General features: G+C 60.2%; 13 protein-coding genes. 6 read left to right on the forward strand and 7 right to left on the reverse strand.

Translation table 11 applies throughout. From position 1 onward, the window contains the following. Window positions 1-35: 35 nt before the first annotated feature. From RYC17_RS06170 to mreB, 6 genes are all read right to left on the reverse strand, one after another. Complete coding sequence (locus RYC17_RS06170) at window positions 36-3,851, reverse strand: YhdP family protein (protein ID WP_316887701.1); 3,816 nt, start codon at window positions 3,849-3,851, stop codon at window positions 36-38. Between the two features lie 181 nt (window positions 3,852-4,032). Continuing rightward, the gene (gene rng / locus RYC17_RS06175) at window positions 4,033-5,490 is read right to left on the reverse strand and encodes a ribonuclease G (protein WP_004666200.1); all 1,458 of its coding nucleotides are present in this window, start codon (window positions 5,488-5,490) and stop codon (window positions 4,033-4,035) included. Continuing rightward, entirely contained in the window at window positions 5,487-6,089 is a 603-nt protein-coding gene (locus tag RYC17_RS06180; RefSeq protein ID WP_058400695.1) for a Maf family protein, read from the reverse strand. Before RYC17_RS06180 ends, rng begins: the two co-directional genes overlap by 4 nt. A gap of 67 nt (window positions 6,090-6,156) precedes the next feature. Further along, a complete protein-coding gene (mreD, locus tag RYC17_RS06185; protein ID WP_003364106.1) occupies window positions 6,157-6,648 on the reverse strand; it encodes a rod shape-determining protein MreD in 492 nt (163 codons plus the stop codon). Continuing rightward, a complete protein-coding gene (gene mreC, locus RYC17_RS06190) occupies window positions 6,641-7,708 on the reverse strand; it encodes a rod shape-determining protein MreC (protein WP_410478297.1) in 1,068 nt (355 codons plus the stop codon). The genes mreD and mreC overlap by 8 nt, the downstream gene beginning before the upstream one ends. A gap of 231 nt (window positions 7,709-7,939) precedes the next feature. Next, window positions 7,940-8,977, reverse strand: a complete 1,038-nt coding sequence (mreB, locus tag RYC17_RS06195; protein WP_002555108.1) for a rod shape-determining protein MreB — start codon at window positions 8,975-8,977, stop codon at window positions 7,940-7,942. A 205-nt stretch (window positions 8,978-9,182) separates the two neighbouring features. Here mreB and gatC point away from each other — a divergent pair, with 205 nt between their 5' ends. The 6 genes from gatC (at window position 9,183) to RYC17_RS06225 (ending at window position 14,552) form a co-directional block, all read left to right on the forward strand. Beyond that, window positions 9,183-9,470 carry an Asp-tRNA(Asn)/Glu-tRNA(Gln) amidotransferase subunit GatC gene (gene gatC / locus RYC17_RS06200; protein ID WP_002555109.1) on the forward strand — a complete coding sequence of 96 codons (288 nt, stop codon included), beginning with the start codon at window positions 9,183-9,185 and terminating at the stop codon, window positions 9,468-9,470. A 14-nt stretch (window positions 9,471-9,484) separates the two neighbouring features. Then, window positions 9,485-10,936 carry an Asp-tRNA(Asn)/Glu-tRNA(Gln) amidotransferase subunit GatA gene (gene gatA, locus RYC17_RS06205; RefSeq protein WP_316887700.1) on the forward strand — a complete coding sequence of 484 codons (1,452 nt, stop codon included), beginning with the start codon at window positions 9,485-9,487 and terminating at the stop codon, window positions 10,934-10,936. 10 nt (window positions 10,937-10,946) lie between these two features. Then, entirely contained in the window at window positions 10,947-12,392 is a 1,446-nt protein-coding gene (gatB, locus tag RYC17_RS06210; protein ID WP_002555110.1) for an Asp-tRNA(Asn)/Glu-tRNA(Gln) amidotransferase subunit GatB, read from the forward strand. Between the two features lie 267 nt (window positions 12,393-12,659). Then, on the forward strand, window positions 12,660-13,028 hold the full coding sequence (locus RYC17_RS06215; protein ID WP_002555111.1) for a septal ring lytic transglycosylase RlpA family protein: 369 nt from the start codon (window positions 12,660-12,662) through the stop codon (window positions 13,026-13,028). Window positions 13,029-13,105: 77 nt separating this feature from the next. After that, window positions 13,106-14,137: a calcium/sodium antiporter gene (locus RYC17_RS06220; RefSeq protein WP_316887698.1), complete on the forward strand. Its 1,032-nt coding sequence runs from the start codon at window positions 13,106-13,108 to the stop codon at window positions 14,135-14,137. A gap of 31 nt (window positions 14,138-14,168) precedes the next feature. Continuing rightward, window positions 14,169-14,552 carry a carboxymuconolactone decarboxylase family protein gene (locus tag RYC17_RS06225; protein ID WP_219170191.1) on the forward strand — a complete coding sequence of 128 codons (384 nt, stop codon included), beginning with the start codon at window positions 14,169-14,171 and terminating at the stop codon, window positions 14,550-14,552. Here the strand turns inward: RYC17_RS06225 and RYC17_RS06230 are convergent. Beyond that, the gene (locus tag RYC17_RS06230; protein ID WP_058400690.1) at window positions 14,549-15,490 is read right to left on the reverse strand and encodes an AEC family transporter; all 942 of its coding nucleotides are present in this window, start codon (window positions 15,488-15,490) and stop codon (window positions 14,549-14,551) included. The two genes, RYC17_RS06225 and RYC17_RS06230, sit on opposite strands and share 4 nt — an antisense overlap. Between the last annotated feature and the right edge of the window lie 63 nt (window positions 15,491-15,553).

Consider the following 15,553-nt stretch of genomic DNA (forward strand, 5'->3'; position numbering starts at 1 on the left):
TTGATGACCTGGCCACCACTGTACTCCATGAGGCGCTACTGGGGCTTTTCAAATGGCTTGTCGAACGTGATCTTCGGCTCTTTCCAGGGCCCTTCGACCTTGTATTGCACGCTGGCGAAGCGGGCAACCCTGTCACCCAGCAGCTTGTCGACCAGGAACAGCGCGCCGCCAATGGCGGGCGCACCGACAATCAATGCCGCGATCGGCAGGTTGTTGGTCACCGGCAAGGTCACCAGCAGCTTCGCATCAACGCGGTCGCGGACCATGTCCAGCGTACCGTTGAGCTCAAGATTACTCGACGGCCCGGTCAGGGTAATCGGGTTGCGCGTCACATAAACACCGTCGCTGGCGACCAGCAGCCCTTTGACCCGGTCGTAACTGAGCCCTTTGCCCAGCAGGTCGGAGAAGTCCAGGCGCAAGCGACGGCCGATGGAGTTGAAATTCAACAATCCAAACACCCGCAGCGCCTGAGCACCGCCTTCTACCTCGACAAACTGGCCTCTGTTCAACGTCGCATCCAGGCTGCCGGAATAGCGCTTGAGGCCCACCCAGGCAGGCGAACCCGGCCAGCGTCCGTCGACATTCATTTCGAAACTTTCACTGGTGACCGTCGGCGCGAAGTTCCAGGCCTTGAGCACGTCGGCCAGATTCTTGCCTGCCACACGCCCCTTGAACGAGCTGCTGCTGGAGCCCGGAGTGCCCTCCCAGGCACCATCGCCCTCGAGCAAAATACCTTTGAGCCCCAGACTCAGGTCGGACATGCGCATACCGGTCGCCGTCGGGCGGGTTTTCAGCGACCAGGCACCCAGTAACTGGTCGCCCTGAAACAGCTGGGCAATCTTCACGTCCAGCGCCGGAATATTGTGCGGGTCGATATCCGCCAGAGGGTCAGGCGCGTTCTCGACCACCGCTGCATTCGGATCAGAGGCAGGCAGTCGCACGTAGAGCATGTTGATACCGATCGGCGCGGACTTCGCGTCGGGTAGCAAAGCAGTGCCCTTGGCCAGCGCGCTGTCCAGCGACAAGGCCCAGGCCGCAGCATTGCGCTGCAATTGAACACGTACGTTATCCAGCGTGGTGCCCATCGCCGTCAGCTTGCCGATCTGCAGGTCGACGCTGTTGAGCAGTTGTTTTGCGCTGCCGCCAGGATCATTGCCGGTATATCGTCCAGCCAGCTCCTGCCAGGGCGCTACGTCCAGTTCAGACAATTCGCCACGAATCCGCAGCCCTTTGGCGTCCGGCACTATCGCCCCGCCGCGCCCGAGATAAAGCTCGCCGCGACCGTCGGCGAACTTGCCATTCGGTGCGGCAAAAGCAAAGTTGGCCTGATCGTTATACGCCGCGCCAAGCCTGCGCTCCGCGCCTTGCAGGGTCATGCGGAACTCGCTGGGACGCTCCTCCTCGGCAGTCTTGCCAAACGGTGCAGGCAGATCGATTGCCACGCCCTTGAGCGTGGAGTTGATCACCAGCGGGCTGTCCTTGCTGTCCAGAGTCAATTGCAGCTGATACGGCAAGTCACCCGACACCGGCAGCGGTTGGGTAACGCTCAGCCAGTCGGTCAGCCGCTTCACGGTAATCTGCCCGCTTGCCACAATGCGTGTCACGTTGTCGCCTGGCTTGCCTTCGGCGGAGATTTCTGCGGTCACGGGACGATCAAATGCTTGCGCCTTGATGCCCTTGCCGCTCAGCCCTTTGGCGCTGTCAAAGCGGAAATCGCCCTTGAGGCGAGTCAATTCCAGCACCGGGTCGACCAGCTTCAGACGCGCATTGTCGGTACTGAAATCCACCACAACCTTTGGCTCGACGCCCTTGGCCAGCGGAATATCCAGCTTCAGCTTGCCATCCAGCGGACCTTCCCCGGTCCAGCCGGCAAACGTGCTGGCCGTGCCGATGGGCGCTTGCTGGAGAATCTTCAGGCCATCGATCAGATTGCCGGAGAAACTGCCATCGACCAGCAGGTGGCTGTCCTGACCTGCCGGGACGTGGGGAATATTGACCAGCACGTTGCTTACTTTGGTATCAAGCAACTGCCCTTTGCTTGCCTTGACTCGCACGCCGCTGTTTTCGACGTAGACCTTGCCGTCGACCCCGGTCAACGAAGGCCAGCCCGGCTGGAAAGCCAGCGTTGCGTTGCTGACATCGAAAAACAGGCTGATGACGCGCGCGGTGTCGGGCGAACTCTTGTTCAGCGACCCTTGATACTGAAAGAAACCCTGCTTGACCGCACCACTCACCACGGCGGTGCGCAGCCAGTGATCAAGCTCAGGACTGAGGGCTGTAGGCAGGTACTTGCTGGTGTAACGGCCATCGCCGTCGACCATGCCGACCCGCAGGTCCATGTAGTCTTCCTGCTCATGGCTGAGATGAATCCTGATCAGAAAGTCTGCCGCGATCTTGCCTTCGTCGCCGAGCACCTTGATATACGGCGCGATCAGGGTGAATGCCTGATCATCGAGCTTCCAGGTCAGACGGGCATTGGCCTTCTGGTAGCGCCAGGGCTTGGCGAAGATAGGGTCCAGATGAAGCATAAAGTCATGGGTGTCGAGCCGCAGTTCGCCCTGGCCCAGATCGCCGCTGATGGCACCGGTGACATTTCCGGCCGCCGGGGCCCCGCGATAGGCGTTGAACCCCACCTTGTCCAGATTGGCGGCAAAGCTCAGGCGCTTGTCGCCGGTTGCCTGTGGCCGGTAATCCAGCAATACGTTACGCAGCCCGCCCGTCACCTTGAGACCGTCGACCACTGCCATGGCTTTCTCCGGCAACGGCGCGAGGGAGTCGATCAGCGGCGTGAGCGGCGTCAGGTCCAGGCGATCGGCCTGCACATGCCAGAGTTCTTCGCTGTCGGGCGTCGCAGCGGTTTGCGTGAGTTGCAGGCGGCTTTCCCAGCGCTTGTCGCCCAGGCTCATCGCCAGTGAATCGAGGTTCAGGTCGAAACCTGTGTCGGTGCGCGCAAACCAGGCGTTGAGCGCGAGGTTGTCGACCGTCGAGGGTTTGCGACCGGCATAAACGCCTTTGACATGCGGCGCATTAAGCCGCGCAGTCGCGCTTTGCACAGTGCCCTTGCCCCAACTCATCCACAGCTCGCCACCGGCCTGCAGCTTCGACAGTGTCCATTCCCGCGTGAGGCTTTTTGGCAGCCACTTGGCCCAGTCGCTTTGCGGCAGGCTGGCGTAGACATCTGCCTCGCCGTCCTTCCACTGACTGGCCTGGATACGCGAACGCACATTCAGCGAAAACGGCTGGCCATCCGGCAGCGTCAGGCGCGCATCAAGGCGCTGGTGATAACTGCCAGTGGCCAGACTGAGGTTCACATAGGTCAGGGTCAGCGGCGCGGCGTCAAACGGTTGCACAGTGACCTGGCTGTCGAGCAGCGACAAGTGCGAGACCATCTGCATCTGCTCAAGCACTTGCCCGGGGTCGAACGGGCTGTCGTTGCGCACTGGCAAGCCCTGTACCGACCAGTTGCCCTCCTTGTCCTGCCTGAGCATGAACTGCAGGCCGTCCACCTCGAGATGAGCAATACGCACTTGACGCGCCAGCAGGCTTTCCCAGAGGTCGGGAACAACCCTCACACGATCAAGACGCACAGCACTGGAACCTTCCCCGACCATGACGTCGTGAGCCAGAAATACCGGGGCAAACCGGCTCCAGCTGCCTTCCAGGCTACCAATACTCAACGGCATGCCCAGCGCGCTGCTGGCCCTGGTTTCCACATCGACACGGTATTCGGCAACCAGCGGCGCAAGCTGACGCCCGAGGCTTACGTACAACGCCGCGAGCACCAAAATCAGTGCGCACAGGCTCAGGCCCCAACGGGTCAGGGTTGCAACAAGACGAGGAAGACGTCCCATCTCAGGATGCCCTCCGCTGCGGGATGCAAGCAGCGGAATCAGCGAATCGATTCCGGCTCAGGTGTGCAGGTGCGTTCAGGTACAGGTTTTGCTCGTTTCCCACGCATCATTCTCGATCAAACGGCATACCTGCCAGAAACCCGAAGGGCACTTGTCATCATATTTCAAACGATCAGCACCCTCAGAGCAGCACCACGTCGTATTGTTCCTGCGAGTACATGGTTTCTACCTGAAAACGGATGGTCCGACCAATGAAGCTCTCCAGTTCAGCCACATTGCCCGACTCCTCGTCGAGCAAGCGGTCAACCACACGCTGGTTGGCCAGAACCCGATAACCCACCGCCTGGTAGGCTCTGGCTTCTCGCAGGATCTCGCGAAAGATTTCATAGCAAATGGTCTCGGGGGTTTTCAGCTTGCCCCGGCCCGCACAGCAATGGCACGGCTCGCAGAGCACTTGCTCAAGACTTTCACGGGTGCGCTTGCGGGTCATCTGCACCAGGCCAAGCTCGGTGATACCGATGATATTGGTCTTGGCGTGATCGCGCTCCAGCTGTTTCTCCAGCGTGCGTAACACCTGACGCTGATGCTCACCGTCTTCCATGTCGATGAAATCGATAATGATGATGCCGCCCAGATTGCGCAGGCGCAGCTGCCGGGCAATGGCTGTCGCGGCTTCCAGGTTGGTCTTGAAGATGGTTTCTTCAAGGTTGCGATGCCCCACAAACGCGCCGGTATTGACGTCGATGGTGCTCATCGCCTCGGCCGGATCGACCACCAGATAACCACCGGACTTGAGCGGCACCTTGCGTTCGAGAGCTTTCTGGATTTCATCCTCGACCCCATAGAGGTCGAAGATCGGCCGTTCGCCCGGATAATGCTCCAGCCTGTCGGCAATCTCCGGCATCAATTCGGCCACGAACTGGGTGGTCTTCTGAAAGGTTTCCCGCGAGTCGATGCGGATTTTTTCGATACGCGGGCTCACCAGGTCACGCAAGGTACGCAGGGCCAGGCCCAGGTCCTCATAAATCACTGTCGGCGGGCTGACGGTCTTGATCTGCTCACCGATCTGATCCCAGAGCCTGCGCAGATAGCGGATATCCATGAGGATTTCATCAGCACCGGCACCTTCGGCCGCGGTACGCAGAATAAAGCCTCCGGCCTCTTTGATACCTTCCAGGGCGACACAATCGCTGACAACTTTTTTCAGTCGTTCACGCTCTGCCTCGTCCTCGATTTTCAGGGAAATGCCTACATGCGCAGTGCGCGGCATGTACACCAGATACCGTGACGGAATGGAGAGCTGGGTAGTCAGCCGCGCGCCTTTGCTGCCGATGGGGTCCTTGGTGACTTGCACCACAAGGCTCTGGCCGTCATGCACCAGCGACGCAATGCTCTCGACGGCAGGCCCTTCACGCATGGATATTTCCGAGGCATGAATGAATGCAGCGCGGTCCAGACCGATATCGATGAACGCCGCCTGCATGCCGGGAAGCACCCGCACTACCTTGCCTTTGTAGATATTGCCGACGATGCCGCGGCGCTGGGTACGCTCGACGTGCACCTCTTGCAGAACACCGTTTTCTACCACTGCCACCCGTGATTCCATCGGGGTGATGTTGATCAGGATCTCTTCACTCATGACTCGTCACCTTCCAGGCATTGCCAGCAGGGTATGCCGAAATGGCCAAGCAGTTCTGCGGTTTCACACAGAGGCAGACCAACCACCCCAGAATAGCTGCCTTGCAGGCCCTCGACGAAAATCGCCGCCAGCCCTTGAATGGCATAGCCTCCGGCCTTGTCGGCAGGCTCGCCACTGGCCCAGTAGGCTTGGGCCTCGTGGGGTTGAATCGGGCGAAAGCGCACGCGACTGGTCACAATACGGGTTTCACTGCGATGCCGATCACTCAGCGCAACGGCAGTCATCACTTCGTGCTCGCGCCCGGACAGGGCCGTCAGCATGGCCAGAGCATCCGCCTCATCGACCGGCTTGCCGAGAATGCGCCCATCAAGCACCACCGCCGTGTCGGCGCCCATGACGCAGGCCTGTTGTTCGGCCGCCAGCACAGACAGCCCGGCCTGGGCCTTGCCGAGCGCAAGACGCTCGACGTAGGCAGCCGGGGTTTCGTGGTCGAAGGGAGTTTCGTCAATCTGAGCGTTCAGTACGGTAAAGGGCACACCGATCTGAGTCAGAAGTTCGCGGCGGCGCGGCGAGCCAGAAGCCAGATAAAGCGAGGGCATAAGGACATCTCCGTGTCTGTTCGGGTGAACGCCAGGGACGCAGCAGGGCGTCGCGCTCACCTTGCGCTTAATTGATTTTCAAACGTTTGCGCAATCCACGCAGGCCATAGCTGATCCAGGGCCACAACAGGGCACTGACCAGCGCGGGTAGAACCAGCGCCAGCGTAGGCTGACGGTTGCCGGTCAATGCACTCAGCCAGAGCTGCGCAAGCTGCGCCAGACCGAATACGACCAACAGCACCAGACATTGCTGCCACATGGGGAACATACGCAGACGCTGCTGCAGGGACATCACCAGAAACGTGATCAGGCTGAGGATCAGCGCATTCTGGCCAAGCAATGTGCCATACAGCACATCTTCCATCAGCCCCAGTATCCACGCAGTGGTCATACCGTATTTGTGCGGCAGCGCCAGAACCCAGAAGGTCAGCAACAGGGCCAGCCACAAGGGCCGGAAAATTTCCATGAATTGCGGCAGCGGCGAAACGCTCAGCAACAGACCGATCGCAAACGTCAGCCAGACCACCCAGCCATTGCGCCCGGAAACATGACTAACCATCGATAGGCTCCCGAGCAGTGGAAGGTCTTGAAGCAGGCGGCTGGGAAGCAGCAGGCCGGGCGGCAGGCCTTGACGGTGTCACAGGCGCTGCAGCCGGAGCAGGCGTTGTCGATTGCGCAGCAGGCTTGTGCGTTGCATTGCTGCCCGGGAATACCGGAACAGTTGCTTGCGGCCACATCGGGAAAGCAGGTGTCGGCGGCGGCAGGGTCGCCATCACTGAAGGCTCGATACCCTTGTCGATGGATTCCTGCGCTTGCGCCGCGTCGGCAGCGCGCTCTTCCGGCGAACGACCGTCCGAGAACACCAGCAGCAGATAACGGCTGCGATTCAATGCGGCGGTTGGCACGGCACGCACGATTGCGAACGGCTGGCCGGAGTCGTGAATCACTTCCTTGACCGTAGCCACCGGGTAGCCAGCCGGGAAGCGCTGCCCCAGGCCGGAACTGACCAGCAGATCGCCCTCTTTGATGTCGGCAGTATCTGCCACATGCCGAAGCTCAAGCCGTTCAGGGTTGCCGGTGCCGCTGGCGATAGCACGCAGGCCGTTGCGATTCACCTGCACCGGAATGCTGTGGGTCGTATCAGTCAGCAGCAGGACCCGCGAGGTGTACGGCATCAACTCGACCACCTGGCCCATCAGGCCGCGCGCATCGAGCACCGGCTGGCCCAGCACAACGCCGTCGCGCTCGCCCTTGTTGATGATGATGCGATGGGTAAAGGGGTTCGGGTCCATGCCAATCAACTCGGCGACCTCGACCTTTTCGTTGACCAGCGCAGAAGAATTCAGCAACTCACGCAGACGAACGTTCTGCTCGGTCAGTGCCGCCAGCTTTTGCAGGCGACCTTGCAGGAGCAACGCTTCGGTCTTGAGTTTTTCGTTTTCGGCGATCAGCTCTGTACGGCTGCCGAACTGACTGGCAACGCCTTGATACAAACGTTGTGGCAGATCAACGATCCAGTAGGACTGCATGAGCACCATCGACATCTGGCTGCGCACGGGCTTGAGGATCGTAAAGCGGGCGTCGACAACCATCAACGCAACCGACAGAACGGCCAGCACCAGCAGACGTACGCCCAGCGACGGGCCTTTTGCGAAAAGCGGTTTAATAGGCCGCTCCTCCGGGGCATGCGATCGTTGGATCGAACTTCGATTGGCAATTATTCATGCGGTATGTAACCGGCCTGGACAAATGAAAGAGACAGGCACCCTGTTTCGGTGTCAGCACGATGCATACAGGTAGCACATACGCCACCTGCATACAAAAGACTCCGTGAAAGGCACCCCGGCGAATTACTCGCTGGAGAGCAGATCCATGGTGTGCTTATCCATCATTTCCAGCGCACGGCCACCGCCGCGCGCAACGCAGGTCAGCGGGTCTTCGGCAACGATCACCGGCAGACCTGTTTCCTGAGCCAGCAATTTGTCCAGATCACGCAGCAATGCACCGCCACCGGTCAGGACCAGACCACGCTCGGCGATGTCCGAAGCCAGCTCCGGAGGCGACTGCTCCAGAGCGCTCTTGACCGCCTGAACGATGGTCGCCAGTGACTCCTGAAGCGCTTCGAGCACTTCGTTGGAGTTCAGGGTGAACGCACGTGGCACGCCTTCAGCCAGGTTGCGGCCGCGGACGTCGACTTCACGCACTTCGCCGCCCGGGTAGGCCGTACCGATTTCCTGCTTGATGCGCTCGGCGGTGGATTCGCCGATCAGGCTGCCGTAGTTACGACGCACATAGGTGATGATCGCTTCATCGAAACGGTCACCGCCGACACGTACGGATTCGGCATACACCACACCGTTCAGGGAAATCAGCGCGATCTCGGTGGTGCCGCCACCGATGTCGACAACCATCGAACCGCGAGCTTCTTCCACCGGCAGACCGGCGCCGATTGCAGCAGCCATCGGCTCTTCGATCAGGAATACTTCGCGCGCACCTGCACCCAGGGCAGATTCGCGAATGGCACGACGCTCAACCTGGGTGGATTTGCACGGAACGCAGATCAGCACACGAGGGCTGGGCTGCAGAAAGCTGTTTTCGTGGACCTTGTTGATGAAGTACTGCAACATTTTTTCGCAGACGCTGAAGTCGGCGATAACGCCGTCTTTCATGGGACGAATGGCTGCAATGTTGCCTGGAGTACGGCCCAGCATGCGCTTGGCTTCGGTACCGACGGCTACGACACTCTTCTGGTTGCCGTGAGTACGAATGGCAACGACAGAGGGTTCATTCAGAACGATACCGCGCTCACGCACGTAGATAAGGGTGTTGGCAGTGCCCAGGTCGATGGATAGATCACTGGAAAACATGCCACGCAGTTTCTTGAACATGGGAAAGGGACCCTAGGGAACGCGTGGTAAAAAAAGTGCGGCAAACTCTAACAACGACAGGGATTTTGGGCAAGGAGCCAATATGCTAAATTGGCGGTTTTCCGAACACGACCCTCGACGTTAGCGGCTTGAGACAGTAATAACGCGATAGTGTTCCGCAATTGGCAACAAAGCAAATCCATAAGCATTCCACTGGAGATACCCCATGGCGCTTGAACGCTCCGACGTGGAAAAGATCGCTCATCTGGCCCGACTGGGTCTCAATGACGCCGATATCCCGCGTACCACCGAAGCACTTAACAGCATTCTCGGGCTGGTCGATCAGATGCAAGCGGTCGACACCACTGGCATCGAACCTCTGGCTCACCCGCTGGAAGCCACCCAGCGCCTGCGCGAAGACGCCGTCACCGAGCGAAATCGTCGTGACACTTACCAAGCCATCGCACCAGCGGTCCAAGACGGCCTCTATCTGGTTCCGAAAGTCATCGAGTAAGGGAAAGCGCCTGCATGCATCAAATGACTCTGGCCGAGATCGCTCGCGGACTCGCCGAAAAAAAGTTTTCTTCTGAAGAGCTGACCCGCGTTCTGCTGTCGCGTATCGCGACGCTTGACCCGCAGCTCAACAGCTTCATCAGCCTCACCGAAGACCTGGCCATCACTCAGGCCCAGGCGGCAGACGCTCGGCGCGCCGCCGGTGAGAACGGCCCGCTGCTCGGCGCCCCGCTGGCGCACAAGGACCTGTTCTGCACTCAGGGCATCCGTACCAGCTGCGGCTCGCTGATGCTCGACAATTTCAAGGCCCCGTATGACGCCACTGTGGTTTCGCGTCTGGCCTCTGCCGGTACGGTGACGCTGGGCAAGACCAACATGGACGAATTCGCCATGGGTTCGGCCAACGAATCCAGCCATTACGGCGCGGTGAAAAACCCGTGGAATCTGGAATGCGTGCCCGGTGGCTCTTCCGGTGGTTCGGCTGCGGCGGTTGCTGCACGCCTGCTGCCTGCGGCAACCGGCACCGACACCGGCGGCTCGATTCGCCAGCCAGCGGCACTGACCAACCTCACGGGCCTCAAGCCGACCTACGGCCGCGTATCGCGCTGGGGCATGATTGCCTACGCCTCCAGCCTCGATCAGGCCGGCCCGATGGCACGCACGGCCGAAGACTGCGCACTGCTGCTGCAAGGCATGGCCGGTTTCGATCCGCAGGACTCGACCAGTATCGACGAGCCGGTTCCGGACTACTCCGCCAGCCTCAATACCTCGCTCAAGGGCCTGCGTATCGGTGTGCCGAAAGAGTATTTCAGCGCAGGTCTGGACCCGCGCATCGCGCAGCTGGTGCATGAAAGCGTCAAGGAGCTGGAAAAGCTCGGCGCGATCGTTAAGGAAATCAGCCTGCCGAACCTGCAGCACGCGATCCCGGCCTACTACGTCATCGCTCCTGCTGAAGCCTCGTCCAACCTGTCGCGCTTTGACGGTGTGCGTTTCGGCTACCGCTGCGAAGACCCGAAAGACCTGACCGACCTGTACAAGCGCTCGCGCGCCGAAGGCTTCGGCCCGGAAGTCCAGCGACGCATCATGGTCGGCGCCTACGCGCTGTCTGCGGGTTACTACGACGCCTATTACCTGCAGGCGCAGAAAATCCGTCGCCTGATCAAGAACGACTTCATGAGCGCGTTCGCCGATGTCGACGTGATTCTCGGCCCGACCACGCCCAACCCGGCCTGGAAGATCGGCGCCAAGACCAACGATCCGATTGCCGAATACCTGGAAGACTTCTACACCATCACCGCCAACCTGGCGGGCCTGCCCGGCTTGTCCATGCCTGCTGGCTTCGTCGACGGTCTGCCGGTCGGCGTGCAACTGCTCGCTCCGTATTTCCAGGAAGGCCGTCTCTTGAATGTGGCGCATCAGTATCAGCAAGTCACCGACTGGCACACTCGCGCACCTGAAGGCTTCTGAGGAGAAACACATGCAATGGGAAGTCGTCATCGGGCTGGAGATTCATACCCAGCTTTCGACCCAATCAAAGATTTTTTCCGGTAGCGCCACCACGTTCGGCTCCGAGCCCAACACCCAGGCCAGCCTCGTTGATCTGGGCATGCCTGGCGTATTGCCGGTGCTGAACAAAGAAGCCGTGCGCATGGCCGTCAAGTTCGGCCTGGCGGTGGATGCCGAAATCGGCCAGCACAACGTGTTTGCCCGCAAGAACTACTTCTACCCCGACCTGCCCAAGGGCTATCAGATCAGCCAGATGGAGCTGCCGATTGTCGGCAAGGGCCACCTGGACATCACGCTGGAAGACGGCACGGTCAAGCGCATCGGCATCACCCGCGCGCACCTTGAGGAAGACGCAGGCAAAAGCCTGCACGAAGACTTCCAGGGCATGACCGGTATCGACCTGAACCGTGCCGGCACGCCGCTGCTGGAAATCGTTTCCGAGCCGGACATGCGCAGCGCCAAGGAAGCCGTGGCTTACGTCAAGGCCATCCATGCGATTGTCCGCTACCTGGGCATCTGTGACGGCAACATGGCCGAAGGCTCGCTGCGTTGCGACTGCAACGTGTCGATTCGCCCGAAGGGCCAGGTCGAATTCGGCACACGTTGCGAGATCAAGAACGTCAACTCGTTCCGCTTCATCGAGAAGGCGATCAACAGCGAGATCCAGCGCCAGATTGATCTGATCGAAGACGGTGGCAAGGTTATCCAGCAGACCCGCCTGTACGACCCGAACACCAACGAAACCCGCGCCATGCGCAGCAAGGAGGAAGCCAACGACTACCGTTACTTCCCCGACCCGGACCTGTTGCCGGTGATCATCGAGGATTCGTTCCTCGAGGAAACCCGCGCCACATTGCCGGAACTGCCGCCGCAAAAGCGTGAACGTTTCCAGAGTCAGTTCGGCCTGTCGACCTACGATGCCAGTGTGCTGGCCTCCAGCCGCGAACAGGCCGACTATTTCGAGCAGGTGGTCAGTATCAGCGGTGACGCCAAGCTGGCCGCCAACTGGGTCATGGTCGAGCTGGGCAGCCTGCTGAACAAACAGGGCCTGGAAATCGAACAGTCGCCGGTCAGTGCCGAGCAACTGGGCGGCATGCTCAAGCGCATCACCGACAACACCATTTCCGGCAAGATCGCGAAAATGGTGTTCGAGGCGATGGCCAATGGCGAAGGCAGTGCCGATGAAGTCATCGACAAGCGCGGCCTGAAGCAGGTAACCGACAGCGGTGCCATCGAGTCGATGCTCGACGAGATGCTGGCTGCCAACGCGGAGCAGGTCGAACAATATCGCGCCGCTGATGAAGCCAAGCGCGGCAAGATGTTCGGTTTCTTCGTCGGTCAGGCAATGAAAGCCTCCAAAGGCAAGGCCAACCCGCAGCAGGTCAACGAGCTGCTGAAGGCCAAGCTGGAGGGCTGATCCCGAGCACGCGGTGCAACACCAAGTTGTGACGCGGAGCGTCACGAAATGCATGCCAACGCGGAGCATTGGCACGATAGGTGTCCTCGCGCGCACCTATCGTTCCTCACGCTCCGCGTGGGAATGCAGTTCTGGACGCTCTGCGTCCGCTGTTGCGTGCGCGCTGCGACACCGAGTTGTGACGCGGAGCGTCACGAAATGCATGCCAGCATGGAGGATTGGCATGAGAGTCAACCACACCTACTCCGGCACTCAGGAACCCAACCCATGCGCCGCCTTATTTTTGCCTGCAGCCTGCTGACGTTACTGGCAGGCTGCGCCAATCACATCATCGACCCTCACGGTTATGACGAGACCGGCACAGCCGCTTATTACGGTGCCCGCCATCATGGCAATCGCACAGCCAGTGGCGAACCCTTCAATCAGAACGCCCTGACTGCCGCCCACAGGCAGTTGCCATTCGGCACGCGCGTCAAGGTCACTAACCTGGACAACGACAGGTCAGTGGTCGTACGCATCAATGATCGCGGCCCTCACACGCGTGGTCGATTGATCGATGTCTCTCGCGAAGCAGCCGAACAACTGGGTATGCTGCGTAGCGGCACCGCGCCAGTGCGTGTTCAGGCCCTCGATTAGCCTTAACCCCCATCAACACCAACAAGGACACTCGTATTCTCCAGCTATCGGCCCTGCCCGCCCCCGCGCTCATTCAAATGCTCAGCGGCCTGCTATTGCTGCTGATCGGGGCAGAACTTTCAGTGCGTGCGGCAGTGCATCTGGCGGCGATTTTCAAGGTCAGGCCATTGCTCATTGGCCTGACCGTTGTGGCGATGGGCACCAGCGCGCCGCAAATGGCGGTAAGCCTGCAAGCTGCGTTTGCCGATAACACCGACATCGCCGTAGGCAGCGTCATCGGTGGCAACATCTTCAATGTCCTGGTGATCCTTGGCCTGTGCGCGCTGATCATCCCCTTACGCGTTGCCCGCCAGGTGCTGCACATCGATATTCCGCTGATGATCGGTGCCTGCCTGCTGGCCATCGGCCTGTCATGGAACGGCGAATTCAGCAAGTTTGACGGCGCACTGCTGCTTGCCGGGTTGCTGGCCTGCCTGATTGTCATCATTCGCCAGGGCGGTCACACGCCGCGCCACGGCCATGCCGAAACGACGGAGAAACCACGCACCTTCACCCGCATCCTCATGCTTGCCGCGGGCTTGCTGCTGCTGACCGCTGGCGGGCACCTGCTGGTTGACGCTTCGGTCGTGATCGCCATCCATCTGGGGCTTTCCGAGCGCATTGTCGGCCTGACCATCATCGCCATCGGCACCTCACTGCCTGCCCTGATGACCTCGATGATCGCGGCGTTTCGTGGCGAACGCGATATTGCGGTGGGGAACGTGATCGGCAGTAACCTGTTCAACCTGCTGGGGGTATTGGGAGTGACCGCACTGTTCGCCCCCGTGCCGCTGACGATCTCGCCGAATGCAATGGTGTTCGACCTGCCGATCATGCTCGGTGTTTCGCTGCTTTGTGTGCCGCTGTTCTATTCCGGCTACCGGATAGACCGCATGGAAGGTCTGTTTCTGCTGTCGTTGTACCTGACTTACGGGCTGCATATTCTAGCGATCAGCACCGGAATGGCACTGGCCGAAAGGCTCGAAACGAAAATGCTTACCCTGGTTCTGCCTGTGCTCGGCGTTATTGTTGCCTGGGGCACGATCCGCGCCTGGCGACGCCAGCACTGACCTCAACCCGCATCGATACAAGGGGAATGCCATGACAGAAAAGACAATCAGCGAAGGCGAGCAGATCCGTCGTCAGGTAATGGGCGATGTCTACGTCGACCGGGCGCTGGGTAACGCGACCGAGTTCAGCCAGCCGCTGCAGGACTTCGTCAACGAACACGCCTGGGGCAGCGTCTGGAGCCGTGAGGGTTTGCCGCTGAAAACCCGCAGCCTGATCACCCTGGCCACCCTCACCGCCCTGAAATGCCCGCAGGAGCTAAAGGGCCATGTTCGTGGAGCACTGAACAACGGTTGCACGGTGGAGGAAATTCGCGAGGCGCTGCTGCACTGCGCGGTCTATGCCGGCGTGCCAGCAGCCATCGACGCGTTCCGTGCAGCACAGGAAGTCATCGACAGCTACGTAAAGCCGGACTAGATCCAGCCGCCCCATTGCAGAATGAAAATTCCCACGTTGGTGGTGACCGCTGCGGCCAGTGTGGTGATGACGATGATCGCGGCGGCCAGTTCGTAGTTGCCGTTGGCGGTGCGCGCCATGATGTAGCTGGCAGCGGCCGTCGGGCTCGCGAAGTACAGGAACAGAATGCCCAGTTCCGCGCGGCGAAAACCGACCAGCCAGGCGGCCAGCGTGCAGAGCAGCGGCAGCGTGATCATTTTCATGACGCTGGCACTGATCGCCAGACTGCCACTTTTACGCAGCGAGGCCAGCGACAGCGTGCCGCCGATGCAGATCAGTGCCAGCGGCAGGGTCATTTGCGCCAGATAACTGCCGGACGTCTCCAGCCACCTGGGCAGGCCTATGCTGAAGTAAGCGAAAGGCGATGCGATGATGACGCTGATGATCAGCGGGTTGGCCAGCACACTTTTGAACACGCTCCAGGGGTCGGACTTGATCACCGGGCTGTAAACCGCCAGCACAATTGTCGACAACGTGTTGTAAAAGACGATGACCAGCGCAGCCAGAATCGCCCCCAGCGAAATGCCATAAGGGCCGTACATGCTCGCCGCCAGGGCCAGGCCGATTACCCCGTTGTTGCCACGAAACGCGCCCTGAACGTAAACGCCACGCTCTTCTTGCGGGCAGCGCCAGATCGCCCAGCCCCAGGCGAATGCGAAGCTCAGCAGCGTCGCTACACTGAAAAAGATCAGCAGCCTGGGTTGCAGAGCCGCGCGCAAATCAGCGTGAATGATGCCCAGAAACAGCAGCGCAGGCATCGTGACGTTGAACACCAGCCCGGAAGCCGCGACGATAAACCCGTCATTGATAGCACCGATGCGTTTGAGCAATACGCCCAGAAACAGCATGGCAAACACCGGGGCGGTGATGTTCAGGGTTTGGAGAAAAATAGCCAGCATGCAACATACCCGGTCCCGTCGTTAGGTAGCTCATGATAGGCCACACGCGACAAGCATGTTGCA

It is taken from the genome of Pseudomonas syringae group sp. J248-6 (genome assembly GCF_032586995.1).
GTDB classification, from domain to species: domain Bacteria; phylum Pseudomonadota; class Gammaproteobacteria; order Pseudomonadales; family Pseudomonadaceae; genus Aquipseudomonas; species Aquipseudomonas amygdali.

Excerpts from the sequence above, each read along its gene's own strand:
- RYC17_RS06170 (WP_316887701.1), bottom strand. The coding sequence starts at position 3,851 with ATGGGACGTCTTCCTCGTCTTGTTGCAACCCTGACCCGTTGGGGCCTG.
- rng (WP_004666200.1), bottom strand. The coding sequence starts at position 5,490 with ATGAGTGAAGAGATCCTGATCAACATCACCCCGATGGAATCACGGGTG.
- RYC17_RS06180 (WP_058400695.1), bottom strand. The coding sequence starts at position 6,089 with ATGCCCTCGCTTTATCTGGCTTCTGGCTCGCCGCGCCGCCGCGAACTT.
- mreD (WP_003364106.1), bottom strand. The coding sequence starts at position 6,648 with ATGGTTAGTCATGTTTCCGGGCGCAATGGCTGGGTGGTCTGGCTGACG.
- mreB (WP_002555108.1), bottom strand. The coding sequence starts at position 8,977 with ATGTTCAAGAAACTGCGTGGCATGTTTTCCAGTGATCTATCCATCGAC.
- gatC (WP_002555109.1), top strand. The coding sequence starts at position 9,183 with ATGGCGCTTGAACGCTCCGACGTGGAAAAGATCGCTCATCTGGCCCGA.
- gatA (WP_316887700.1), top strand. The coding sequence starts at position 9,485 with ATGCATCAAATGACTCTGGCCGAGATCGCTCGCGGACTCGCCGAAAAA.
- gatB (WP_002555110.1), top strand. The coding sequence starts at position 10,947 with ATGCAATGGGAAGTCGTCATCGGGCTGGAGATTCATACCCAGCTTTCG.
- RYC17_RS06215 (WP_002555111.1), top strand. The coding sequence starts at position 12,660 with ATGCGCCGCCTTATTTTTGCCTGCAGCCTGCTGACGTTACTGGCAGGC.
- RYC17_RS06220 (WP_316887698.1), top strand. The coding sequence starts at position 13,106 with ATGCTCAGCGGCCTGCTATTGCTGCTGATCGGGGCAGAACTTTCAGTG.
- RYC17_RS06225 (WP_219170191.1), top strand. The coding sequence starts at position 14,169 with ATGACAGAAAAGACAATCAGCGAAGGCGAGCAGATCCGTCGTCAGGTA.
- RYC17_RS06230 (WP_058400690.1), bottom strand. The coding sequence starts at position 15,490 with ATGCTGGCTATTTTTCTCCAAACCCTGAACATCACCGCCCCGGTGTTT.